Source organism: Desulfosoma profundi (assembly GCF_055387865.1).
Window position 1 is genome coordinate 1,372,183 of the sequence record NZ_AP042420.1, and the last position, 24,609, is coordinate 1,396,791.

Here is a 24,609-nt window from a genome sequence, read left to right on the forward strand (position 1 = left end):
TCGGCCTGGATTACTCGTGCGTCACGACATTTCGGGTAATCTCAAGGAGGACACGCGTAATGCCCTCGGGGGGAAGCACGCATTGGGCCGCACCGAGGCGTACCGCTTCCCCCGGCATGCCGAAGACCGCACATGAGTCTTTGTCCTGTACAATGGTCAACGCCCCCATTTCGCGCAGGCTTAGCATTTCTTTCGCGCCATCCTTACCCATGCCTGTAAGCAAGACGGCAACCGCGGCCGCCCCATAGGATCCGGCAACAGATCGGAACAAGACGGAAACGGACGGTGTGACCCCGTGTTCGGACGCCTGATGACAAAGCAAGAGGACGCCGGACGGATCGATGGTCATGTGAACCCCATCGGGGGCAAAGTAAACCGTACCCGGGAGGGCTCTTTCTCCGTGGGCGGGGATACGCAGGCGGACGGCACATTCGCGCTGCATCCACTCCAGCATCCCGTAGAGGAACCCCGGACTGATATGCTGCACCACCAGGACCGGAAGCGGATAGTTGGTCGGCAGGCCTTTGAGGATGTCCTTGAGCACAGGGGGACCTCCCGTAGACGCCCCCATGGCCACCAGACGCACCGGTTTCTTGACCACACAGGGGGGATAGCGCCCTTCAACGGCTTCGGGTGTGTCCCTCTTCGGACTTATTCGGGGAGTCCGCCGGATGACGGGAAGTTCGGCCATGAGCTTCACCGTGCGCACCAGTCTTCGCGCGAAAAGCTCCGCGTCCGGGTGGCCCAGACCCGGAGGCTTCTGCACACCCCCTACCGCGCCGATCTCCATGGCTTCGAAGGCTCTCTGCACGTCTTCCGTCTGCCACACGTCGCTGACCATGACGATGGGGACACGAAGATGCTCTAAAATTTTCCGCGAAGCCTCGATCCCGCTCATTCCGGGCATGTGGATATCCATGGTGATGAGATCAGGCTTCAAGTCCAAGGCCTTGCGGATGGCGTCCGTGCCGTCCACGGCAAAACCAACCACCTGGAATCCCCCTTCGTTTTCCAACAAAAAACGGAGATATTCCCGGCACGTCAGTGAATCATCCACAATGAGGACGCGTTTCGACTCCGCCATGGACGCTCTCCGATCTAACCCGTAAAGCGCTCGAGCACATCCAAGAGGGTGCTCTGATCAAAAGCGCTCTTGACGATGTAGGCGTCCGCTCCGGCTTCGAGGCCTTCTTCTCTGTGTTCCCGAGAATCCAAGCTGGTCACCAGCACCACCGGCATATGCTTGAGTTTTTCGTCCTGACGGATGGCACGTGTCAGGTCGAAACCGTTCATGCGTGGCATTTCCACATCGGAAACCACGGCGTCAAAGGTGTACTCCCTAAGCAACGCCAGCGCTTCTTGGCCGTCCACGGCCGTCTGCACGGAATAGCCGGCAGTCTCCAAGATGTTCTTAAGGAGTGTTCTCGACGTGACGGAATCCTCCGCCACAAGAACGGCACGCTTTCTCTTGTCCGCAGCCGCTCCGATCTGCCCCGCGGCGACGGGAAGTGTTCGTGAAAAGCTTCTCGGCGTCGATTTTTCCACAGACCGGACCACTTCGACGGCGTTCAAAACCGGAACCACTTGACCCGATCCCAGGATCGTCGCCCCCCAGATGTGCATCACCTTCTGAAGCTGAGGCCCAAGGCCCTTGATCAAGATTTCTTGTTCGCCGAGGACAGAGTCCACTTCCACCGCCGCCGTTCGATCCCCCCCTGTCAAAATCAATGCCGCCCTTCGCCGCCCCGTGTCCTTCGATGAAGGCGTGTCGGCTTCCGGAAGATCGAGCACCCGTCCCAGGTTTTCCAAGGGGATCACCCGCCCGCCGTGAACGAGGGTTTCCCGTCCTTCCACACGTTGACAGTCGCCTTCCCGAAGTTTTACGACCGCTTCGACGGCATGGGTCGGCACCACAAAATGACGCCCACCGGCGCCAACCAAAATCCCGCGAAATGTTGCCAAAGAGACCGGCAATTCCAAAATCATTCGGGTGCCTCGCCCTTCTTGGGTTTCCACCCGCACCCGTCCGCCGAGGCCTTCCACTTTTTCTTTGACAATGGGCATGCCCAGACCACGCCCGGACAGTTCCGTCACCATGGGACTTGTGGAAAAATCCGATCGGAAAATAAGCTGCAGGACCGCCTCATCACTCAGTTCACGCCCTTCTTCGGCGCTCAAGATCCCCCGGCGGACCGCGGTCTCCCGAAGTGCTTGAGCGTCAATCCCTCTTCCGTCGTCTTCAACGGTTAAAGTCACTGTGCGCGCCTCGTCCTGAACCACCCGAATTCGAATGGTCCCTTGGGGTGCCTTCCCCAGGCGCAGCCGCTCTGAAGGCGTTTCAAGACCGTGGTCCACGGCGTTCCTTAACAAGTGCACCAAAGGATCCTTCAATTCTTCCAGGATCCTTCTGTCCGCTTCCACATCGTCGCCCTCGATGATCAATGAGACGTCTTTCCCTAGCTGATCGGCGATGTCACGCACCATCCGGGAAAGCCCTCTGAGCACCAAACCGAAGGGCTGCAGTAGGACATCCTTCGCGCCTTCCATCAATTCTTCCACGAGGATGGCCAAGGTGCGGGCCGTCTCCTCGGCCGAAGCCAGCGCTCGAGCCATATCCCCGCCGAGTTCATGCAAGGCGGTCTGATGATTTCCAACGAACTGCAAAACCTCCATAAGATCTTTGCCGGCAGGGGGGAGTGATGGCGTGCTGAGATCTGGGGCTTTGCTTTTCAGCGCTTTGAACTCTTCGAATCCCGAGGAGTATAACCGTTTCGATTGTTCATAGCGGCGATGAAGGTTCTTAAGGAGACGGAGGTGCTCCATCATGGCCAATTTTGCCGAAATGAGTTCCTCCGCCCTTTTGAGGAAAACATCCAGCCGCTGGACGTCCACCCGAACGAGCTGACCCGATCGAGAGACCGGCTGAGATGAGGGCTGACGATGCCGAGTGTCTTTGACGTCCCAGCCGGGAACAGAACCTGATCCGCCATGGGCGGCTGCCCCAAGAGAATCGGGAACGTCCACCGGAATAATCCCGTATGAGGCGTCAAGAGCATCTCGCCGGGTGTGAGCGGACTCCGTGGAAACCGGCACGGCAGGAGATTTTTCGTCTCCGGACCCGCATTCCTTTACTGATGCCGGCAGGTTTCGGCCTGCGTCATTTTCTGTTGAGGGATTCCTTTCCTTTGCCCCATGGAGCATGCATTCTAAACGCCGACAAAGTCCTGAAACAGATTCTTCCCCCGCTTCTCCTTGAACGATCCGCTCTACAAAATTTAAAACCTGGGACAAGACCCTGATCACCTCGCGGGACAGGGGGACTTCTTCCCTTTTCAAAGCTGAGAGCAGGCTCTCGGCCGCCTGACAGACTGATTCCACATCAGAAAATCCCACAGCCCGAGCGGCCCCTTTAAGGCTGTGGAACTCCCGATAGGCCACCTCCAGAGCATCTCCACGGCGCACAGGATCGGCATCTTTTTCCAGAACATCGAGGTGTGATGTCAGGGAATCCAATCGCTCCCTGGCTTCACCCATAAAAGCATGCCGAAGCTTTTCCATGAGTTCTGCTTCGTTCATGAGGGCTCCCACAGAAACTTCCCGCCACCATTCGGAGTTCCGGCGCCGGCCGATGTCTCAACTGATCGTGTCTTCGTTGGCAAAGGCCGACAGGTTTTTTCTGGATCCAACGCGGTCACACGCGAAGGTGCGACGATACCTCCCTCAGACTCACACTCAGACGCTCCAAATCCCTGACGGCCCCTTCCAGTTGACGCGCCCCCTCGGTGTTCTGAGCGCTCGCCTCCCGGATGTTTTGCACCGCCAGGACCAGCTGTTCCATCCCCACCACTTGTTCCTGGCTCGATGAAGCGATCTGCAGAGCCGAATCGGACGCCTCCTCCACCCCTTGACCCAAACGCTCAATGGCCTCTCCGGTGCGTTGCCCCAATTCCAGTCCGGCTGCTACGGCCTTCGTGCCGCGTTCAATGGCCATGACGGCGCTACTGGTGGCCTTCTGGATCTCCGAGAGGATCTGTTTGACTTGCTCCGTGGCCTCCTTGGATTGATCGGCCAAGGAGCGCATCTCTTGAGCCACCACGGCGAATCCCTTGCCGTGTTCTCCCGCCTTGGCCGCCTCAATGGCCGCATTCACCGACAGGAGGTTCACTTGATCCGCCAGGTCCCGAACCACATCGATAATGTCGCCGATGCTCTGTCCCTGATCGCTCAAGCGCATGACGCTCTCCGCAACGAAATCCATCTCCTCCCGAATCCGCTGCAGTCCGCCGAGGACATCGCCGGTGGCCCGACGTCCCTCTTGGGAAATGTGAGCCAAGAGTTCCGATTTCTCCGCAACCTGTTTGCCCTTGTCATGGGACAACCGCGCGCTTTGGCGGACCTCTTCCACCGTAGCCGTGATCTCACTGATGGATGTGGCCGTTTCTGCGGAACTCGCCGCCAACTGCGCTGCCGTGGCCGAGATTTGGCTGATGGAGGCGGCCAAATGATTGACCCCATCCATAACCTGATGGGTCTGTCTCTTCAAAAACTCCAACATCATGGAAAATCCACGGCTCAATTCCCCAACTTCGTCTGTTCGGGAAGTCCCCTCTATGGAGACCTTGAGATTTCCTTGAGTGACCTCGTGAATGGCGGTAATCAGTTCTCGGATGGGGCGGATCATTCCGCGCGCGGTCACAAAACCCAAAAGCACACCGCTTAATGCGAGAATCACCGTCAACACCGCATAGCGGAATATAAGTGTGTGGACGGCTGAAAAAGCTTCGGCGACATCCGTCTCAACGAGCAATGCCCAATCCGTGTCGGCATGAAGAACTTCGCTCAGCCCGATGGGCGTGTAGGTGCTGATAACTTTTGTCCCCCTGTAGTCCACGATGATGTCCTGGCCGACTTCTCCAGCCACGGCACGACGGACCGCCTCTGTATCCACTCTTTTTTTCAGAACGTCCGTGTCACCCAGAAACCGGGACGGTGTGCGGAGAACGCCGTCTTGTCCCACCACATAGGTATCGCCGGTGACGCCTAAGCCGGCACGCGCCTCGATGATGTGCTTCAACTGGCCAGGGCTGATTGCGGCCACAACAACCGCCATGGGCACGCCTGCTTCTTCCATCACAGGGACGGCGATGAAGAAGCATGGGCCGCCCGCCGGTTCGTAGTAAACCATGTCCCCGAACACGACGCCCATTTCCTTGAGAGCGCTCTTCCATACCGGAGCTAAAGCCTTTGCTCGTTTTTCCGCTCGATCGCCTGACGGCACGCCAAGGCCTTCCCGAGACGCGTAGAGGATCCTCAAAGCATCCGAAGCGAGGATCAAAAGCTCTTCAAAACCCTCGTCATGAATGTCCGCACTGAGTTTTTTGTGAGCTTTCTGAGCCATCAACCCGTATCGCCGCGATGAGTTTTCTTCCGTTGCTCCCCCGGAGCCGGCGGCTTGCGCTTCGTTGGTGTAGGCCAAAATTTGTGAGATTTCCAATGACTTGGCGTGGAGACGGACCATACCGGCACGTTCGGTGAAATACTCCTGAAGACGTTCTTTCTGGATTTCTCTGAAGATCGCCTGTCTCCCAAGAACATCTTGCTGAATATCCCGTTTTTCATAAAAAAAACTCACCACCGCTGAAATGAGGAGGGAAACGGTGACGATGGCCCCAAAGGAAAAAGCCATTCTCCACGCCAGAGACCTTTTCAGCTTGCCAATCATGAACCTCTTCTCCTCGCTCTCGCCCGAAGGCCCAAGACAACTACTTCTCGTGGTAACCCACGATCAGCGCTTTTTCCGACAGGAGGGCGCGACCGTCTATGACAATGAGGCGGTCCGGCCGTACGCCTCGGATGATTTTTTTTGCTATGCCATCCTCGGCCCCAGGAGCGGGTTGCAGTCCATCGAGGGAAAGTCGCTCTGTGCCTCGGAGTCCGTGAACTGTGATGGCGAAAGTCATACTTCCATCGGTCAGTACCAGCATGTAGGCCGATTCGGTGGGTGGCCTTTCGGGCAAATTCAGGATTTTTGCCAAGTCGAGAACGGAAAGAATTTCCCCACGCACATTGACAATCCCCAAGACAAATGATGGGATTCCTGGAAGGGGCGTCACGGCGCCGAGCCGTCGAATCTCACGCACCACCGCCGATTCTACCGCGTAACGCTCCCCGCCGAGATCAAAGACCACCACATCGTGCCCCTGCTGCTGAACCTGCTCCTCCAGCGGTTTGGCCAGCTCCCGGGCTCGGTCTTCCAAGATGCTGCGATCTTTATCCTCACCGTCGCTCACAGCGTCTCCTCCCGCCCATTGGCATCGAGCGTCTCTAAGCACTTTTCAATCATGCGGCGCAGATGACCGACGGATAAACCCTCGCTGAAAGGCAGTTCGTCTTTCTCCTGTTGAGACTGCAAGGCTTTCTTAGCGCCATCCAGGTAGCGGCGCGCGGCATCGTTCTGGCCCTCCCGTCGGCAGATCATCGCCAGGGAAAACATGGCCAGCGGGGATTCGGGGGCCACATAGAGCATTTGTCGATAAGCAGCCGCAGCGACTCCCAGATCCCCCCGGTCGGCATGGATCGCTCCTTTCAGATGATAAAGAGCCGGGTCAAACTTGTGGACGGTCAAGGCGGCATCGATGAGACGTAACGCCTTTTCCGCCTCAGATCGGCTCACCAAGGCCTGAATCAGAGAAAGCAAGGTGTCTCGAAAACCTTGAATGTTCTCCTGTGGTTCTCTCAGGAGTCTTTCGGCGAAATGCCCCGCTTCCTCTAACAATCCCAGAGAAACCAGGCGAGAAAATTCGGCCGCGGCATCCTCTGCCAATGCGTGCGGAAGCGAACGTCCTGGCATGGAAACCGAAGATGCTTTGCCGAAACAGGCCACGCCCCTCTCAGGCTGACAACCGAGCGATCCTTCGAATGGACGGGATGCGGAAGGAGCCCGCAGATCGTGGAATGCCGGTCCCTTAAAAAGGCGTGGGGTGCTCCGCGGACCCGGCAATGTCGCTAGAACTGGCGCGCGATGGCCTTCTCGGCCGGACTCCGCCGGCGTCGACATCATCGCCGCAGGATCCATCCGCCCCCATACGAGGCCATTTCTGGACATTTCTTCCGATTGCACATTTGGGGATCTTTTCCGCAAAAGAATGGCTTGTGGGGTGCGGACCGTTTCCCAGAAAGTTGGATCGGCCACATGAATCTCCGAAGGACTGAGGAGCAGCCATCCGCCCTCCCGCAAGCTGCGGTAGAAGCGACTCAAGACCTCTCGGCGGCCCCGGGAGTGAAAGTACATGAGGACGTTTCGACAGAAGATGACATCGAGATCCCACGTCCCGTTCAGAGGTGACGGGTAACCTCCAGCCATGAGGTTCAGCGCCTCGAAACGAATGCGGTCTTTGAGTTCCTCTCGCACTCGGATTGTTCCGCCACCGTCCTGGATGAAATGTGAGGCGTAACGGGCCGGCACAGGATTACGAATGGACCAGGGACGGTACCGACCGTCGCGTGCCGTTTCCAGGGCTTTTTCATTGACGTCTGTAGCGAGAAGAGAAAAACCTCCGGCAGGATGCCCCCGCAAGGCTTCCGTCATGATCATCGCCACTGTATAGGCTTCCTCCCCCGTGCTGCATCCTGCGCTCCACAAACGAATCCTTCGGTCGTTGCAATTTTGCCGATACTGAAGGATTTCCGGTAGGGCCTCGTCCACAAAAGCTTGCAGCGCTTCGTGCTCTCGGAAGAAATACGTTTCACCAACCGTCAGAAGGGGCGCCAACACGCGGATCCGCTCTTCGGATGAAAGTTCCTGAAAAAAATGACGGGCGAAAGTTGCACCATCTTCAAAACCCTTCTCTCTTGCGGCTGAGGTCAATTTCCGGCGCATTTCGGCATGTGCCGAATCATCGCAGAAGAAGCCAAGGTGTTCCTCTGCCCACCGTACCACTTCATGAATCACATCCATGTGCGCTGCCCTCGGCAAACCGAACAAGTTAGAAGAAAACGCTATTCGCCGGTATCAGCCAACAGCCCCGCCGTCATGGCACCATGGCATCGAGGCTCGTGAGGCTGGAGGCCCCGGGAAGCGAAAACCCAAGGCGAGCAATGCGGTGGCATTTCCTTGAGACCTTGGCCGTTGTTCTTCACGCCGTCAGCGAAACTCTCCCAAGATCTGCCGAGAGATTCTGTTTTGACGATCAAGACCGTGTTTCCATCCCACTTCCCCACCCCACAAAACGGCCCGCGGTGTTGCTCGAAAATTTGCCCGCACGGGACATTGCCTTCCACTTCGATGGAACCGATGCACTGGACCGCGTCGGTCCAGATGCCCACTTGCCCTGCGCCGTTGTTGACAATGAGAAAACGATCGGCAGGGGACAGGGGCTTTCCCGCTCGACCGAAAAAGAACCTCAGGTCGAAAATTGGGACGAGACCGCCGTGAAGGTTCAGTACGCCCAAGAGTCCCGCGGGGCCATAGGGCACCGGTGCCACCGCCGCCGCCCGGACAATCCGATGGACCGCTGCCAAGGGCACCGCACACCATTGCCCTTCAATGTCGAAAACCACGTAATCTTCCTGCTTCATAGGCCCCCATTTCCAGTTTCGATGTTGTCGGTCTGAGGTGTTTCAAACACCTCGTCGGGGTCATTCATTCTGGAGATCGGCATTTTTCAAGTCGGACATGAATGCTGCCGATTGAACAAATGCGTGGGATTTTCAGGTCATTTTTCATGGAGGCCGCAAAAGGGGTGAAAACCATGGCACGCATCCTTGTGGTGGACGACGAAGCCGCCATCCGTCATTTGGTTTGCGCCGCACTGACAAGCTTCGGCCATGAATGCATCAGTGCGCCGGACGCCGCCGCCGGCCGAGCCCTGTTGAAGGAAAAGACGTTCGACCTTGTCCTCTCCGACCTGAACATGCCCGGAGAATGGGGCATGGATTTCATTGCATTCGTCGTTCAAGAGTATCCCGATACGGCGACTCTCATTCTTTCTGTCCTGGACGACCCAGCCGTCTTCCATAAGGCGTTCGATGTGGGCGTCTATGGCTATATTATTAAACCCTTCGATATCGCCGCCTTACGGATCGATGTGGAGGGGGCCCTGCGAAGGCGGGAACTGGAGATCGCACACCGCCGGTATCGCGAGGACCTGGAAAAGCTGGTCGAGCGAAGAACACGCCAACTCCAACAGCAGCAACAAGATTACGCGGCCTTGGTCGAGAATCTGCCCTGCGTCGTCTACAAGGGCCTCAAAGACTGGACGATTGTCTATGTTTCCAAACAGATTCGAGACGTCACAGGCTATCCGCCCGAGGTGTTCCTCTCGGGGCAGAAACGTTGGATCGAATGCATCGTTCCAGACGACATCCCTAACGTGATCACCACTGTGAAGGAGGCTCTGAGCCGAGACGGGGCATATATTCGGGAATACCGGATTATCGATGCTTCCGGGCAAACTCGATGGATTCAGGATCGAGGCCGCGTTGTCTTCACCTCAGACCGGAAATTCGATTCTTTCTCAGGGGTTCTCTTTGATATCACGGAACGCAAGAAGGGCAGAGAGGCCCTCCAGCGAGCGCAAGAAGAATGGGAACGAACCTTTGATGCCGTGCCTGCCCTCATCTGTGTGACCAACAAAGATTTACGTATCACCAAAGTCAATGCCGCATTGGCCCGCCGGATCGGTTTACCTCGAGAAAAGATCATCGATCGCTTTTGCTGGGAAGTCATCCACGGGCACGCTGAAAAATGCCCCAAGTGTCTTCAGGATACCATCGGCCATGGCGGAGGTCCTATGGAGCATGAGGTCTACAACGAACATTTGGGGAGCTATTTTCGCGTCACCAACGCCCCTATTTTCGACGGCCTCGGGGCTCAGGCCGGATGCATCACTGTCGCCCACGATATCACCGCCCTTAAAAAAGTCGAAGAACAAGTCCGAAAAGCCCATTGGGAGTTGGAACAGCTGGTTTCGGCCATTTCGTCCGTTCTCATCGGGCTGGATCCCCAGGAAAGGGTGATCCGATGGAACAGCGTGGCAGAAAACGTCCTCGGTGTACGGGCTTCGGAGGTGCTCCACAGCCCCTTTTCCCAGCTTCCCATCGAATGGCAATGGGAGCGGCTGCGATCGGCCATGGAGTTGTGCCGACGGAAGAAAAAGCCTCAGCGGGTGGACGACCTTCGCTATACGCGCCCCGACGGCCAGCCGGGCTTCCTTGGTTTGACCATCAACCCCATCGGATTGAACCACGAGGATCAGATCGGGTTTCTCCTGATGGGGGCTGAAATCACCCATAAGAAGCTGCTCGAGGCCCAGTTGGCGCAGGCGCAAAAATTGGAATCCATCGGACAGCTGGCCGCAGGCATTGCTCATGAAATCAATACGCCCGTGCAGTTCATCGGCGACAATTCACGGTTCCTCCAGGAGGCTTTTCAAGACCTGGCGGAACTTTTAGAAAAGCACCAAGAAATATTGGCACAGGCTCGGGAGGTGGAAAACCTTGCCGAAGCGGTGCGCGAAGCTGAAGAGACGGCCGAGGCCATTGATTTGGAATATCTCAAGGCGGAAATCCCCAAGGCGATCCAGCAGACCCTGGAAGGCGTCGCGAGGGTGGCCAAAATCGTGCTAGCCATGAAGGAGTTTTCCCATCCAGGACAAGACGAGAGAGTTCCCACCGACATCAACAAGGCCCTGGAAAACACCCTGACGGTCGCCCGAAACGAATGGAAATACGTCGCCGATGTCATTACCGACATGGATCCCCATTTGCCGCCGGTGCCATGCCTCCCCGGCGAAGTGAACCAGGTCTTTCTCAACATCGTCGTCAACGCCGCCCATGCCATCAAGGATGCCATTCGGGAACGGCCCGGGGCCAAAGGCACCATCACTGTGAAGACGCGGGTGGTGGACGATTGGTGCGAGATCCGCATAAGCGACACCGGCACCGGCATTCCGGAAAAGATTCGGCATCGGATCTTCGATCCCTTCTTCACCACCAAGGAAGTGGGGAAAGGGACCGGTCAAGGCCTGGCCATCTGTCACAGCGTTGTGGTCGAGAAACACAAGGGCGAGTTGACCTTCGAAACCGAGGAGGGCCGAGGCACAACCTTTATTATCAGGCTGCCCCTGGAGACGAGCTGACACCCGCCCGGGCACGTATGGCACACCGAGCTTCTTGGGCTAACGCGGCCACGGTCGTTGGATGAAAACATTCGTCGCGGTACAGCCGCACCGGCGTCGTATCCGTCGCCAGGACCTCCAGCCGAGCGAAACTCGAAGCGTCGCCGACGGCGGTCAAACCCCATAAGGCCAAGGCCCGAAACAGAGGGGTGGGATGATCGGCGTAGGCGGAAAAATCCAGAGCGCTTTCTTTGAGGAGATCGGGATGCGCGTTGACCACACGGGCCAGACCCCATAAAGCCCCGGCCAGCAAGGGCGGGTGCTCCAAATAGTTTTCGTCCTCCCGGACAAAGGCGAGCAAAAGTCGGCCGTATTCCTGGGCCAACATTCGGCTTCGAGCCAAAGACTCCCCGAGCGCTTCCGGAATCCCCCAGCCGATGCCTCCGGATTCCTCGTTGACCTGCCAAAGGAACCGACGGACGATCACCCGAGCTGATTCCGGTTCCTTTTCCGCCAAAGACGCTGTGACGATCCCGGCCGCCGTCACGGCATGCCATCGCAGGGTTTCGTCTGTGGCGCATAAAAACGATAAAAGGGGATTGATGACCTTTCTCGCGGGAAATGAACGCCACAGGTGGGTCTTCACGGCAAAATCGGGGTCGAGCAGCAGCTCCTCCACCCGTTTTTTGTGGATTTGCCCTCGCCTTTCAACCGCGCTCACAATGCGGACTCCTCATCTTCTTCCCAAAAGATGCAATCCGACGGGCACATCATGATGACTTCGTCCACCAACGCTTCGGGATAGACCTCGCACTCCTGCACCTCGATATATCCCGCCTCATTTCGGACAAACACTTCAGGACAGAGGCTGACGCACCCGTCACAGTCCACACAGCCGCTGAGGTCCACTACAGGTCGACGCATCTTCAGTTCGGCTCCTTTGACACCAGAGACGCTTTTCGGTTTATCGGGCCATGCGTCCTCGAGTCCCACTGAGTAAAAAGGCCGGATCCATGAAGATCCGGCCTGCCACTCGCCTATGGAGGGCCGCTTGTCTTGGGGGCCATCTTGTTTCCAAGAAGGAGGATGTTCCCGCACGTCACGTGGATCCGGTGGACATTGATGCGCGACAGGAACTCCGAGCGGCCGGGAGCTCAGGTCCCAAGGCCCGGGCATTCCTTCGCCGGCGCCTAATGCGTCATCTTCTTCAATTGAAGAGCCAGCCGCCTGAGATGTTCCTGCTCTTCCTTCACCAGAAGCCCGATGAATCGCCGCCCTTTTTCCTCTTCTGTGGCATCTTGCATACTGAGAAAGAAGATCACCGAGTCTTTTTCAAACTCCATAGCCATGCGCAGAGCATCCACCGCGTCCTTCACCTGAGCGATCTTCTCGTCCACACTTTCACTTTTCCGAAACACATGGCCGTCGGCCATCATTTTCAAGTAGTGGGCAAGTTCGTTATTCGGGTCAAAGACCGTAGCTGCCGATGCCTGCGACGGCAGCGACGCTTTCAATTCCATGAATTTCTTTTTATGTTCCACTTCCTGGAGGGCCAACTCCTTGAAAATAGCTTGCACTTCGGCGTCGTTGATTTTCTCTGAAGCCTTTTCATAAAAGGCTCTGCCGTTTTCCTCAATCTCTACCGCAATCTGGAAGACTTCCGCGGCATTGAATCCGAAGATCATGAAGTTTCTCCTTGAAACGTCTTCCCTGCCGAAAATTTATTCTTTGGCGAAATCGCTCTTCGACGCCCCGCAGACCGGGCATGTCCAGTCGTCGGGAAGTTTTTCGAACGGCGTGCCCGGGGCCACACCGTTATCAGGATCGCCCTTTTGAGGATCATAGATATAGCCGCAGATTTGACATACATAACGAGCCATAAAATCCTCCTTTTCTGTCAGTGTCATTGATGTTCAAGACCGCACTTTTCAGCGCAACACCGCGCTCAACCGCGCAACGAATAGCCTCATATCGGCTCACTATAATTCATTTCCCTTGGATTGCAACGCTTGCCCGGTGTTTTTCCCACAAGCGGCGCAATCGCAACGCGTTGCCCACCACCGACACGGAACTGAAGGCCATGGCCGCCGCGGCCACCATGGGATTAAGGAGAATGCCGAATATGGGGTACAGGAGACCTGCGGCTATGGGAATGCCTGCCGAATTGTAAAAAAAAGCCCAAAACAGGTTTTGCCGGATGGTCCTCAGTGTAAGGCGCGACAGGACCATGGCTTCGGCCACCAAGCGGATGTCGGGGCGCATGAGGGCAATATCGCCGGCTTCCACGGCCACATCCGTCCCACTTCCCATGGCAATCCCCACATCGGCGGCCGCCAAGGCCGGCGCGTCGTTGATTCCGTCCCCCACCATGGCAGTGACATGCCCCTGACGCTGGGCATCGCGCACAACCTCTGCCTTGCGTTCCGGGAGCACTTCCGCCGCCACGTCGTCGATTCCCACAAGGGCCGCCACAGCGCGGGCCGTCTCTGGGTTGTCGCCCGTAATCATGCCCACCCGAACCCCCAATCCCTTCAGGGCTTGGACTCCCTCCCGGGCAGAATCTCTGGGGTTATCCCGCAGAGCCACCATGCCGACGGTCACGAAGTCCCGAACAACATAGACAATGGTCTTGCCTTCGCGAACCCATGTGTCGGCGTGAGGCTCGAGATTTCCCAAATCGACACCGTGCTCCGCAAGCAGACGCCGATTGCCCACCATGACGACATGCCCGCCCACAACCCCCTTGGCTCCAAGTCCGGAAATGGCCTCAAAGCCATAGACCTCATCCCCCAAAACCCCTTCACGATCGGCCTGGTCCACAATCGCGCGTCCCAATGGATGTTCAGAAGCGGCCTCCAAGGATGCGGCGAGCTTCAACACGTCCCTTGGAGCCATCCCCGCCACTCCCATGACATCGGTCACTTCCGGACGACCCCGAGTGAGCGTGCCGGTTTTGTCGAAGAGCACCATGTCCACTTTATGGGCTTTTTCCAAAGTTTCGCCGCTCTTGATGAGGATGCCGAGTTCAGCCCCTAACCCTGTCCCCACCATCACGGCCGTCGGGGTCGCCAGTCCCATGGCACAGGGACAGGCAATGATAAGTACCGAGACAAAATTGAGTACCGCCCTGCCCCAGTCGGATCCCGGCACCGCAAAGGCCCAGACCGCAAACGTCAGGACGGCGATAGCCATCACCACAGGGACGAAGACCGCGGCCACCCGGTCCGCCAGTCGCTGGATCGGAGCCTTCGACCCTTGAGCTTCTTCCACCAGGCGGATGATGCGCGACAAAGACGTGTCAGCTCCGACCCGGGTCGCCCGCACAGTCATGGCTCCAAACCCGTTGACGGTGCCGGCAAACACCCGGTCTCCGGGCACCTTGTCCACGGGGAGGCTTTCTCCGGTGAGCATGGATTCATCCACCGTCGAGGTGCCTTCCACCAATTCCCCGTCCACCGGAATGCGCTCCCCTGGGCGAATGCGAAGGACATCACCGGCCTGCACAGCCTCAATGGGAACGATCTTTTCCTCACCATCCCGGATGAGGCATGCCGTCGTCGGCTTCAACTCCAGCAGTCTCTGAATAGCTCGAGACGTCTTCCCTCGGGCGCGAGCCTCCAACAACCGTCCGAGAAGAACCAAAGCGACGATCATGGCGGCACTATCGAAATACACGTGCGGGTGGACACCAGATTTTGAGAAAAATGAAGGAATCAGGACGGCCGCCACGGAGTACACATAGGCAGATAGGGCACCCACGGCGACCAGGGTGTTCATGTCCGAGGTTTTTTGCCGGAGCGCTTTCCAGGCGCCCTCAAAAAAGCGGCTCCCGACCCAGAAAACCGCGGGGGTTGTCAGCAGGATCAAAAGGCCATCGGCAACATGCGCCGGGAGGCGACTCAGTCCCGGGACATGGGCTCTCATGGAAAGCGCCATGACCACCACCGAAAGCCCACATCCCACAACCACTCGGCGCCTCAAATCGCCCATTTCTTGGCGGCGCCGCACTTCCAAAGGGTCGTCCCGCCGGTCTTCCTCCACCACCCCCAAGGATTCGTATCCCGCCTCCGAAAGCACCCGCCGGATGGCCTCTGGATCGGGAAGTCCGTCCCCGTGCACAAGCACGGCTTTCCCCGTCGCCAAGTTGACCACCACGTCCGACACCCCAGGCAGGTCTTTCAGAACATTTTCCACCCGGCGCACGCACGCCGCACAGCTCATGCCGCCAATGGAAATGATGGTCTTGCCGCTGGATTGCCGACTCTGCGAAAGTTCCCCACCGGTCTCCTGTCGATCTGCCATGGCGCGCTCAAATGAGTTCGTATCCTGCCTTGTGGATTTTTTGCCGAACAAGCTCCATATCCAACGCAGCGGACGATTCCACTGTGGCCGTTCCGGCCGCCAAATCCACCTGAACCCTTTGGACCTCCGGGAGCTCTCCCAAAGCTTTCTCCACCGCCTTCGCACAGTGCCCGCAGGACATCCCTTTAATCTTCAACGTTTGCGTCATGTCGTGAGCCTTCCTTGCACACTGTCACCTGAACCGGAAAAGTTCTTTTGACGTCCTCAAGATGGTTTTTTACCCGTCCACCATCCGTCGCTTCCAAAAGGCCAGCACACCGTTTCTGCCGAAAGCCAACTGGACCAATTCCCAGCCTTGCTTGCCCCGTTCGTTTAACAGATTCTCCAAGAAACGCACCTGATCCACCGGCACGTCTTCCACGCTGCACGTGCCTTGTTCGGTGCAGAAATACACGGTTTCTCGAAACGTCTCCGCCGGGTGCTTGGTAATGGAATACTCGAACCGATCCACAGCTCATCAACTCCTCAGTTTTTTGACAGGTCCCGCAGCCGTGAGATAGAGCACATCGCAGCCTGGCCTCAGTTGAAAAACATCCCGCAGTTCCTCGTCATAAAAAGCGCCGATCCCACAACATCCCAAACCGAGTGCCGTAGAAGCCAAATAAACCCTCTGCCCTAGACGACCGGCATCCAACATGGCGGAACGATACCCTCGGGGCCCGTGGCGGCTGAAGACGGTTTCCCATCTCACAGCCCATGCGAAATGAAAGAGAGCCTGCCGAAGCCATTCCTGATCGAGGCATGCCCGCGTCGAAGCTCTTCGGAAATCCCCGGTCTGGACGATTCGGGCCTCCCCCTCGGCGGCATTCCAAGAGTAGATGCCGGCCGGCAATCCCTCGGTTCCACCGCAGGCAATGAACAGTTCCAGAGAAGAGCACAAAGCGGGCTGAAGATCGAGGCTGTTCCACAAGGCCTTCCATATGGGACCGGACACCGCACTCGAGACATAGTTGCGATGAGATCGTCGGCGCCGAATGGTCTCTTCAAAGGACAGGCTTTCAGGGACGTTTTCAGGGCGCGGGATTCTCATCCCCTCGGCCTCCATCCCATCCCTCGCAACGGTATCCTGCCCCGCGATGGATTTCCCTTTGAGGGTGCCCAACACACCGAGCTCGGTGGCCCGATGAGCGTCCAAGATATCCCGAGGCACCACATCCGAGAGGCTCATGGCGCAGGCTTCCGGTTGCACCGGATCGACCCGGGACACCGCTTCAAGCCCATGAAATTCCTGCGGTCCCCCCAGGTCCGGAGAAGAGCTCCAGGACACTTCACGGGGAACACATATCACAGCCACGCAGGCTTCTTTTTGAGGATCGACCCCTAAGAAGGCGTTCACGTCCTTGTCGGCAAAGAGGTCGAAAAGGTGGGGCTCCAGTCCTTCCGATTTAAGGACCAGCAGAGCGTTTTCCACCAGATGCCCTGCATCCAGTAAACAGTAGCGATAGGCTCGATCCCGATATTTCCACGAACTGCGGTAAAAAAGAGTCGTGATGAAAAATGCCGCGCCCCACGCTCCCGTCGAGGGGAGGAACCGCCCGAAACGCAGCCGCACCAATCGATTCCGGGCGAGGTCATGGTGGTAAAGGCCATCCTCGACGCCGGACACGTCTTGGACGGCGACATAGACTTCGCAAGGGTAAAGGGCCCCAGCTGAAGGCACCGACCGGAAGAAAAAGGCATCGGGACCTTGCCCGCTCCGGGCCGTGATTCCGTAGGTCAAATGAAGGATCCGGCTGAGTTTTTTGACATCGAGCTCTGGAGAACCCGCCTGGGGATGCTCCCACAGCACCTGGAAAAAGGGCTTGTGCCCCCCCTGGATCTCTGCTGCAAGAGTCACCGACGGCAGCCCGCGGTAAGTCTTGAACACCTCTGGGCGACTGTTCCAGTTCAGGAACCCTCCTCCCAAGGCTCCTCGCCGGTACACGGTTTTCTCATGATACCGGAAATCGCTCATCCCCACGTGCGTCCTTCCTCCAGCCTCAGCCGGCCACAAAGGGCGTCCGAATCTTTTACCCCGTTGGGGTCTTGGGCGCCGCGCCCGTCCACCTCATGGCAATCACCCCCGTATCCGTTGCTTCAACGCTTGCGAAAGCGAGGGGATCAAGACAAGCCCATCAGAGGCAGACTCTCCTCCGGCATCATCCGCCCCATGGCATCTGGGCATAGGCTTCGCTGAGCTTGTCGCGAAATTGCCTGAAAAACATCTCGTGTTGGTGTTCCCATCGGGAAAGCATGGACAGAGCATCTTTGACTTTGCCGGCAGCCTTTTGGGCCATGTTGGCGTAGAACTCGCTCAGGTCCTTTTCGATAAGCCATGCCGTGTTGAACACGGTCACATCTGGAACCATGGACCCTTTCACGCACTCTTCCAGAAACTCTCTCTTTGCCCGCTCATCGAAATAGTCCGTCGGTTCCAGGATGAGATCCTGAAGCTGCCCGGGATCCACTTCCTTGCCCTGGCGCAGCTCGTCCAGAATCCGGCTGATGAAAGCGATGTGTTTTTCTTCTTCTGCGATGAGCCTCTTGAAGGCGCTCACCGCCGCTCCAATTCCCAAACGGTGCAGGGCGGTTTGAAAAAAAAGTTTTCCCGTTTCTTCCTGGTTGAGCGCGTATTCGAACACTTTGATGACCGCTTGGTTGGGACTCATGACCACTCCTTTCTCATCCCCTCCTTTTTTTCACCGCGCCTCTTTAAGAAGGGCCGCAAATTCCTTGAGGTCCGTAGTCGGCCGATCACAGCGTCGGCCTTGGCACACATACGCTGTCATCCGGCCGTGGATGGCCTCCATGGACGCCGAAAACGGAATCAGCCTTTCGAAAACGGCCTTGGGCGTTTCCTCCACGGGCTTGACCATGACGACTGTACGGGGCCGAAAACCCCGCTTGGCTTCACTCAGCATGGTTTGCCCCTCAGGCTCCTGGACGGGCCCAACCAACACGACTTCACATCCGGGTCCCAACAGCCGATCCACACCGTTGAGAAACTGGGTGTAGGCTCGAGGGTACTGTTTGACTTCGTGTGCAAAGGATCGCACGACACCGTCCGCCGCCTTCTCCCAGCGCGGATCCCCGGTAATCTGCGCAAGCCGTGCCAAAGAGGTCAAGGCCACGGAATTCCCGGATGGCACCGCCCCGTCGTAAATTTCACGTTCTCGGATGATGAGCTGTTCTGCATCCTTGGCAGTGAAATCGAATCCGCCTTTTTCTTTATTCCAAAAAAGATCCAGCATCGCTTCGTGAACACCAAGGGCTTTCTCCAGATATGCCGGATCGAAAGATGCCTCAAAGAGATCCAGTAACGCCCACCCTAGACAGGCGTAGTCATCCAAGTAACCGGGGTAGGCCACATGACCTGCCCGAAAACGGCGAAAGAGGCGGCCGTGCGCATCCCGCAGGGTGTCCCAGACAAACTGCACTGCCTTCGCTGCGGCTTCCAAATACCGGGGTTCTTCAAGGACTCGGAACCCCATGGCCAAGGCGGCCGCCATCAGGCCGTTCCATGCGGTGAGGATTTTGTCGTCCTTCAAAGGTCTTGGGCGGGTGTTTCGGTGCAAGAAGAGCAGCCGCCGGCTTTTTTCCAAAAGATTCAGGACGTCCTCCACCGTCATGGAGAACTGTTGCGCCAGAAGTTCCGGGTCTTCGAAGATGTGAAGAACACTGCGGCCGCCTTCAAAGTTCCCCTTTTCCGTCACGCCGAAGTAGCGACAAACCAGGCGCGCCTCGTCTTCTGGCAATACCGCACGGATCTCTTCCGGCCTCCACGTGTAAAACAGCCCTTCCTCACCTTCTGTATCCGCGTCCTCCGCCGAATAGAAGCCTCCTCCATCCGGATCGGTCATATCCCTGAGGACGTATTCAAAGATTTCCCGAGCCACATGGGCATAAAAAGCCTTCCCTGTGGCTTGAAAGGTCTCCACGTAGGCCATGGCCAGGAGGGCCTGGTCGTAGAGCATCTTCTCGAAGTGGGGCACCAGCCACCGGGCATCCACAGAGTAGCGATGAAACCCATAGCCGAGTTGATCGAAAATGCCCCCCTGACGCATGGCCATGAGGGTTTCCTCTACCATGCCCAAAGCCGCAGGATTGCCTGTGCGCGCATGGTAGCGAAGCAAGAAGGTCAACTGGTGCGGGGTGGGAAACTTGGGGGCCTCCCCGAATCCGCCCCACCTCGGGTCGAAAGCCCCTCGAAGTTGATTGAACGCACGGTCCAGATCCCCTTCGTCCAAAAACGACTCTTCCCCCTGGGATGCCCGCAGGAGCACCTCACGGATCTTTTGGCCCGTCTCGGTCAATTTGGCCCGCTCCTCACGCCACAACCGAACGATCTCCCGCAAAAGATCCATGAAGCCGGGCATGCCCATACGCGCTGTCTTGGGAAAGTAGGTGCCGGCGAAAAACGGAAGGCCTTCCGGCGTCAGGAAGACAGACAACGGCCACCCCCCATGACCGGAAATCACCTGACAGACACTCATGTAGACGCCGTCGATGTCAGGGCGCTCTTCCCGATCCACCTTGATGGAAATGAAATGCTCGTTGAGGTATCGCGCAACTTCATCATCCTCAAAGGATTCATGAGCCATCACATGGCACCAATGGCATGTGGCATATCCGATGCTCAGGAACACCGGCTTGTCTTCGTGCCGCGCCCTGGCAAAAGCCTCTTCGCCCCAAGGATACCAGTCCACGGGGTTTTCGGCGTGCTGCAACAGATAGGGGCTTTTCTCCCCGGCCAGTTTGTTAGCCATGCAGAGTCCTTATCGCGGCGTCTCGTCCTGTCCGCCGGCGTATACGGTGCATTTCGTAAAGTCAATGGGGTTCCCACATTTTGAGCAAATATGTTTCTTGTCGAACTCGTCGGAGAAGATTTCTTTTTCGGTCCCGCAGCCATCGCACTTACAAATAAAGGAACGAAGGTCTTTGAACTGTTCAAAACCAGGACAATGTCTCGGCGTTGTCATGATGGGCTCCTTTCTTTTCAAAAGTGTTGTTCACGTAACATCTTCGCCTCATTGACCAACGTGGAGACTTCTTGAAAACCACACCACCTTTCAGATGGTCAGGAGGCGCCGGCCATCAGCTTGTGGGCGATCTCCTGCCCATAGCGCCGCGCCATTTGTCCCCCGCCGCTTAGGGCTCCGGACTTGAGTTTCAGTGGACCGCTCACCATATTCATCTGATAGATGTTCTTCATGGTCTCGAATATGCGCCCTGGAGCTTCCCCGCTCCACCCGAACGCCCCGAAGGCCCCACCGACTTTTCCCTTCAAATTGTATTGTTCCAGCTTGAAGAGAAAGGTCTTCATGGGCTGCATCATCTCGCCATGGTAGGTCGCCGACCCCAAAACAATGGCTTCAAAATCCTCAGGGTTCAGCTCCGCCCTTTCGAACTCCTGAACCCCCAGCACGGTCACCTCGAGGCCCGCATCGCGCATGCCTTCCGCGATGAGCTCCCCAATTCCTTTGGTTTGGTTCGTGCGTGTCGCGTAAATGACAAGGGCCTTGGCCACAAGCCATCTCCTTTTCGGCTTTTATTCCTTGACCTCTTCCACTTGAACCACTTTGCCCTTGTGCTTGGTCCCGCACGTCGGGCATAGAATCTCCATCTCCTCTTCCGGACCGATGTATTTCTCCCTCAGTTTTTCCGGACCCAAAAACGTCACATCACCGCACGCGCACTGTGGACACTGCCCCCGCACCGTATACCTTTTCTTGGTCATGTCTCACCCTCCTCCTCTCAAAAAGTGATCACCTGAAACCCTAAGTCCACGTACCTCGCAAGGCTCGCATGACCTTTCATGTCAGCGAGCAGCGTCAAACCCTCTTTTTCCATGGCATCCACCACGCCGAATTTGGCCGAACACGCCCGACAGGCCCCGTGGATGAGCCCCGCCGTCTTCACTTCCGCGTAAAGACCGTGTATGGCATGATCCGGCATCGCGATCTCGGCCACCGCCTTCACGGCCGCCCCTTCCACCACCACGGCGGTTTCATGCCCCCGCCCGGCAAAATCCAGCGCATTCAGCAGCACATGGACAAAACACATGATTTCCCCATTAAACGCACATAAGAGAACTTTGTTCACTCGAGGGCTCCCTTGCTCCTGAGACCGTCAGCCGATTATCCGACGCACTCCATTGGACCCTTTAAGGCTTTTTCAGCTTCTCCAATTCTCTGAGAATCATGTCCAGGGGAGGTCTTTCGTTGATATCGTGGACATCAATAAATCGGATGACCCCTTGCTTGTCGATAATGAAGGTGGCCCGCTCGGTCATCCCGTCCGACCGCAACACTCCATATTGTGCCGCCACAGCTCCGTGGGGCCAAAAATCCGATAAGACAGGGAACCACACCCCACCCATTTCCTGAGTCCAGGCAAACAGGGTGGGAATATTGTCTACAGTGATGCCGAGAAGAATCGCCTCGTGGGCTTCGAAGAGGTCTTGCGTGATGTTGTAACCCGGCCATTGGTCCGAACACACCGGAGTCCACGCAGCCGGAACGAAAGACAAAACCACGTTTTTCCGCCCTCGAAACTGGGACAACTGCACTTTCTCACCCTTAACGGACGGGAGGGTAAAATCCGGGGCCGGGTCTCCGAGGCGGACCTTCAATTGAGAATCCACGGGCTTCAGAGCGCCGGGGACGTAAATCTTGCCTTGAAAAGCTTCAGACATTGCGTGCACGGGCGGAACCTGAGGGAAGCTCAAAGTGGCCAGGCTCACGGCACTCACAATATGAAGCCAAAAAATAAGGTCTTTTCTCATTATTCGGGTCCTTTGCCGTCCGCGTGCTCCGCCCATGGGGGCGGCCGGTTGTCTATGCCCTCTGTGAATGGCTTCGAGGTGATCTGAAAATACCTCGCGGCATCGGAGCGGCCATCTCCTGTCCGGGAAACCTCCTCCCGCCCGGTGTTCCATCATGAGCATCGGTTCGACGACACCACCCCGGGTCCTGGCCCATCGTGTCCCCGGGAAGGAATGCCCCCTGGTCGCTGCTCGGAATGCTCCGGCGTCCCATCTCTCCACGGCGTCTTCTCAGAGCCCCATCTCTAGGGGCCCATAAGGCGTCGGTAGAAATCTTCAGGGGTCCCGAAAGTTCCAGGTTGCGAATAGATGACTTTACGCGCTCCGTCAGCTCCCCTTTGAATCGCAATGAAATGAGGCGTGCGCACCTGCCCCAAGGTCTGGTGCACGGTGTAGTCCGTGTCTGGAATCAGCGGAAATGGGACGTTGTACTTCCTGGCGAAAACGTCCACCTCGACGGGGGAGTTTCCCGCGCCGATGCCCAAAATTTTTAACGTTTTTCCGGGACGGTTTCTTTTCTGGACCAGTTCATAGAACGCGTTGACCGTTGGCGCTTCCTTTTGGCAGTAAGGGCAATACATGCTGAAGATTTCCACCACGACCACGTCCGCGTCCACTTGGTCGACAGTAAATGTCTGGGCATCGCCGATACCCAGGTAAGTTCTCATGGCCGGATCCTTCGGCGCCGCCAAAGCGATGGAAGGAAATTTCCCACCCACATTGGGGATCCCTGATTCCGCACGCACCTTTGCCAAACGCCCAAATCCCGGCGCCAAGGACATGGCGACGAGCAAAATAAATAAAACTAAGCGCTTCCGTCGGCACATGAAATCACCTCCCGTGATGCCCAGGCGGTAGAATGCTCTTGACCCGTTCCATCTCCCGAAGCCCTTTGGACTGGTACCATCGCCCGTTGTCAAAAACTCCGTAATCGGCACCCATCATGGCCGACGAAAACCGAATGCTATTGGCGAAAAACAACCACTGCTCCACCCACCGTTTCTCCAGCGGTTCGTCAAAGGGATTATCCGGAAGGCCTTTGGCCCGCTTTTCCTTCCACGCTTGAGTCATGAGGGCCGTCGCCGTCTGGGTCATCCGGTTGGTCTCTTCGATCGTCTTTTCAAACCGTTCCCAATGGCCCCGCACCCAGTGGGTCCCATGGCACGCCAGGCACACGCCCTGCAAGGTTTTCCGCCGAGCGTCTTGTTCTTCCTTACCGATCACACCTTGCCTCACCCACGATCCGTCCAGATTGGTGGGCAAGGGGAGTCCGTCCGCACTCGTGAAGGTAAAGGTCTGCGGATCCCGGGGATGCGGATGAGCGTACACAAGGCCAAAGATGCGCCACGGAAGGCGGTCGTTCATGGCATGGGAGCGTTTTGCCACCACATTGTTCAATTCGTCCACCACCAGGCTCACATGGCATGTGGCACACGTCGGGGCGTTGATATCCCTTCCGACCACCCACGGCACGTTGGAGAAGTTCCACTTGTCCTTGAGGGATCCATAAAGATTGCCGTGTTTACTCACGCCGTAAACCTTGTAGGCCGGAACATCAGGCCCTTTGTGGCATTGGCTGCATGTTTCCGGTTTTCTGGCCACCTCGATGGAAAAGCCGTGACGGACGTGGCATGAAGCGCACGACCCGTTGGACCCGTCCGGGTTCAAGCGGCCAACCCCCACGTTCGGCCAACCGGTGAGCACGGGAAAATCCATGTCACCAAAATCTGTACTCCGAGAGACGATTCCCTGAACGTGCACGGCCGTCCCGTGACAGCTCAGGCAGGAATCGCCGATGGTGTGGGGCATGGGCTCCGTGGCCTTGAGGGAACCCTCCTCCAAAACCTGTAGGCTGTTGACGGCGCCGGCCATCTGGAGATACAGGGGGTTTTTCATAAGATTGTCATGAGCGTGAGCCATGAGGTTCTGCTGATATTGTCCTACCTCCTCTTGGTGGCAGGTGCGGCAGTCCTGGGGGCTGACCACCACGTATATCCTGTACCCATTGTGGTCCACTGTATCTTTATGGGCGTCGGCACGCCGCGTATGGCATTCCGCACACCCCACCGTGTGGCCTTTGAGATCTTCGGGGACGTCAGAGGAACTCACCTTGCGAGACAAAGGATTTACGGCCATGGCCTCGGAAGGCGTGATCTGGGCGTGGCGGCTCCGCTGCCAATCTGAGACGATCCCCGGGGTGGCTTGTTCATGACAAGCCAGGCATTCCTGCGTGTCGGCACTGTGCGGCGCTGCACAGAGGCCAAAAGGAAAAGCCCCACAGAGAATCAACCCCAGTCCGAGACCGAGCGCAAAGTGCGGCGTTTTCAC

General features: G+C 57.3%; 23 protein-coding genes. 1 reads left to right on the forward strand and 22 read right to left on the reverse strand.

From position 1 onward, the window contains the following. Positions 1-10: 10 nt before the first annotated feature. The 6 genes from ACZ5K9_RS05940 to ACZ5K9_RS05965 form a co-directional block, all read right to left on the reverse strand. Positions 11-1,084, reverse strand: coding sequence for a chemotaxis protein CheB (locus ACZ5K9_RS05940; protein ID WP_464273507.1), 1,074 nt, complete (start codon positions 1,082-1,084; stop codon positions 11-13). Positions 1,085-1,098: 14 nt separating this feature from the next. Then, positions 1,099-3,576 carry a hybrid sensor histidine kinase/response regulator gene (locus ACZ5K9_RS05945; RefSeq protein WP_464273508.1) on the reverse strand — a complete coding sequence of 826 codons (2,478 nt, stop codon included), beginning with the start codon at positions 3,574-3,576 and terminating at the stop codon, positions 1,099-1,101. A 115-nt stretch (positions 3,577-3,691) separates the two neighbouring features. Then, a complete protein-coding gene (locus tag ACZ5K9_RS05950) occupies positions 3,692-5,722 on the reverse strand; it encodes a methyl-accepting chemotaxis protein (protein ID WP_464273509.1) in 2,031 nt (676 codons plus the stop codon). A gap of 40 nt (positions 5,723-5,762) precedes the next feature. Further along, positions 5,763-6,290 (reverse strand): chemotaxis protein CheW, encoded by a 528-nt coding sequence (locus ACZ5K9_RS05955; protein ID WP_464273510.1) that lies wholly within the window; start codon positions 6,288-6,290, stop codon positions 5,763-5,765. Then, positions 6,287-7,957 carry a CheR family methyltransferase gene (locus ACZ5K9_RS05960; RefSeq protein ID WP_464273511.1) on the reverse strand — a complete coding sequence of 557 codons (1,671 nt, stop codon included), beginning with the start codon at positions 7,955-7,957 and terminating at the stop codon, positions 6,287-6,289. The genes ACZ5K9_RS05955 and ACZ5K9_RS05960 overlap by 4 nt, the downstream gene beginning before the upstream one ends. Positions 7,958-7,998: 41 nt before the next feature. Further along, entirely contained in the window at positions 7,999-8,577 is a 579-nt protein-coding gene (locus ACZ5K9_RS05965) for a chemotaxis protein CheW (RefSeq protein ID WP_464273512.1), read from the reverse strand. A gap of 173 nt (positions 8,578-8,750) precedes the next feature. On the opposite strand from ACZ5K9_RS05965, the gene ACZ5K9_RS05970 reads away from it, so the two are divergent. Then, on the forward strand, positions 8,751-11,138 hold the full coding sequence (locus ACZ5K9_RS05970) for a PAS domain-containing sensor histidine kinase (RefSeq protein WP_464273513.1): 2,388 nt from the start codon (positions 8,751-8,753) through the stop codon (positions 11,136-11,138). Here the strand turns inward: ACZ5K9_RS05970 and ACZ5K9_RS05975 are convergent. From ACZ5K9_RS05975 to ACZ5K9_RS06050, 16 genes are all read right to left on the reverse strand, one after another. After that, positions 11,113-11,838, reverse strand: a complete 726-nt coding sequence (locus ACZ5K9_RS05975) for a DVU0298 family protein (RefSeq protein ID WP_464273514.1) — start codon at positions 11,836-11,838, stop codon at positions 11,113-11,115. The two genes, ACZ5K9_RS05970 and ACZ5K9_RS05975, sit on opposite strands and share 26 nt — an antisense overlap. Continuing rightward, a complete protein-coding gene (locus tag ACZ5K9_RS05980) occupies positions 11,835-12,041 on the reverse strand; it encodes a ferredoxin (protein ID WP_464273515.1) in 207 nt (68 codons plus the stop codon). The genes ACZ5K9_RS05975 and ACZ5K9_RS05980 overlap by 4 nt, the downstream gene beginning before the upstream one ends. Positions 12,042-12,307: 266 nt before the next feature. Then, a complete protein-coding gene (locus tag ACZ5K9_RS05985; RefSeq protein ID WP_464273516.1) occupies positions 12,308-12,802 on the reverse strand; it encodes a ferritin-like domain-containing protein in 495 nt (164 codons plus the stop codon). 36 nt (positions 12,803-12,838) lie between these two features. Then, complete coding sequence (gene rd, locus ACZ5K9_RS05990) at positions 12,839-12,997, reverse strand: rubredoxin (RefSeq protein WP_464273517.1); 159 nt, start codon at positions 12,995-12,997, stop codon at positions 12,839-12,841. A 106-nt stretch (positions 12,998-13,103) separates the two neighbouring features. Then, positions 13,104-15,419, reverse strand: coding sequence for a heavy metal translocating P-type ATPase (locus ACZ5K9_RS05995; protein WP_464273518.1), 2,316 nt, complete (start codon positions 15,417-15,419; stop codon positions 13,104-13,106). A 7-nt stretch (positions 15,420-15,426) separates the two neighbouring features. Further along, the gene (locus ACZ5K9_RS06000; protein ID WP_464273519.1) at positions 15,427-15,627 is read right to left on the reverse strand and encodes a heavy-metal-associated domain-containing protein; all 201 of its coding nucleotides are present in this window, start codon (positions 15,625-15,627) and stop codon (positions 15,427-15,429) included. Between the two features lie 69 nt (positions 15,628-15,696). Beyond that, entirely contained in the window at positions 15,697-15,930 is a 234-nt protein-coding gene (locus ACZ5K9_RS06005) for a hypothetical protein (protein WP_464273520.1), read from the reverse strand. Positions 15,931-15,936: 6 nt separating this feature from the next. Beyond that, positions 15,937-17,433, reverse strand: a complete 1,497-nt coding sequence (locus tag ACZ5K9_RS06010; protein ID WP_464273521.1) for a SagB/ThcOx family dehydrogenase — start codon at positions 17,431-17,433, stop codon at positions 15,937-15,939. A gap of 184 nt (positions 17,434-17,617) precedes the next feature. After that, positions 17,618-18,127, reverse strand: a complete 510-nt coding sequence (locus tag ACZ5K9_RS06015) for a hypothetical protein (RefSeq protein ID WP_464273522.1) — start codon at positions 18,125-18,127, stop codon at positions 17,618-17,620. Between the two features lie 30 nt (positions 18,128-18,157). After that, positions 18,158-20,224: a thioredoxin domain-containing protein gene (locus ACZ5K9_RS06020; protein ID WP_464273523.1), complete on the reverse strand. Its 2,067-nt coding sequence runs from the start codon at positions 20,222-20,224 to the stop codon at positions 18,158-18,160. A gap of 311 nt (positions 20,225-20,535) precedes the next feature. Beyond that, complete coding sequence (locus tag ACZ5K9_RS06025) at positions 20,536-20,985, reverse strand: flavodoxin domain-containing protein (RefSeq protein ID WP_464273524.1); 450 nt, start codon at positions 20,983-20,985, stop codon at positions 20,536-20,538. 21 nt (positions 20,986-21,006) lie between these two features. After that, entirely contained in the window at positions 21,007-21,195 is a 189-nt protein-coding gene (locus ACZ5K9_RS06030; protein ID WP_464273525.1) for a hypothetical protein, read from the reverse strand. Positions 21,196-21,212: 17 nt separating this feature from the next. After that, positions 21,213-21,560 (reverse strand): cytoplasmic protein, encoded by a 348-nt coding sequence (locus ACZ5K9_RS06035; protein WP_464273526.1) that lies wholly within the window; start codon positions 21,558-21,560, stop codon positions 21,213-21,215. Between the two features lie 61 nt (positions 21,561-21,621). Beyond that, entirely contained in the window at positions 21,622-22,152 is a 531-nt protein-coding gene (locus ACZ5K9_RS06040) for a peroxiredoxin (protein WP_464273933.1), read from the reverse strand. 374 nt (positions 22,153-22,526) lie between these two features. Next, complete coding sequence (locus tag ACZ5K9_RS06045) at positions 22,527-23,108, reverse strand: redoxin domain-containing protein (protein WP_464273527.1); 582 nt, start codon at positions 23,106-23,108, stop codon at positions 22,527-22,529. Between the two features lie 4 nt (positions 23,109-23,112). After that, positions 23,113-24,609 carry a multiheme c-type cytochrome gene (locus ACZ5K9_RS06050; protein WP_464273528.1) on the reverse strand — a complete coding sequence of 499 codons (1,497 nt, stop codon included), beginning with the start codon at positions 24,607-24,609 and terminating at the stop codon, positions 23,113-23,115.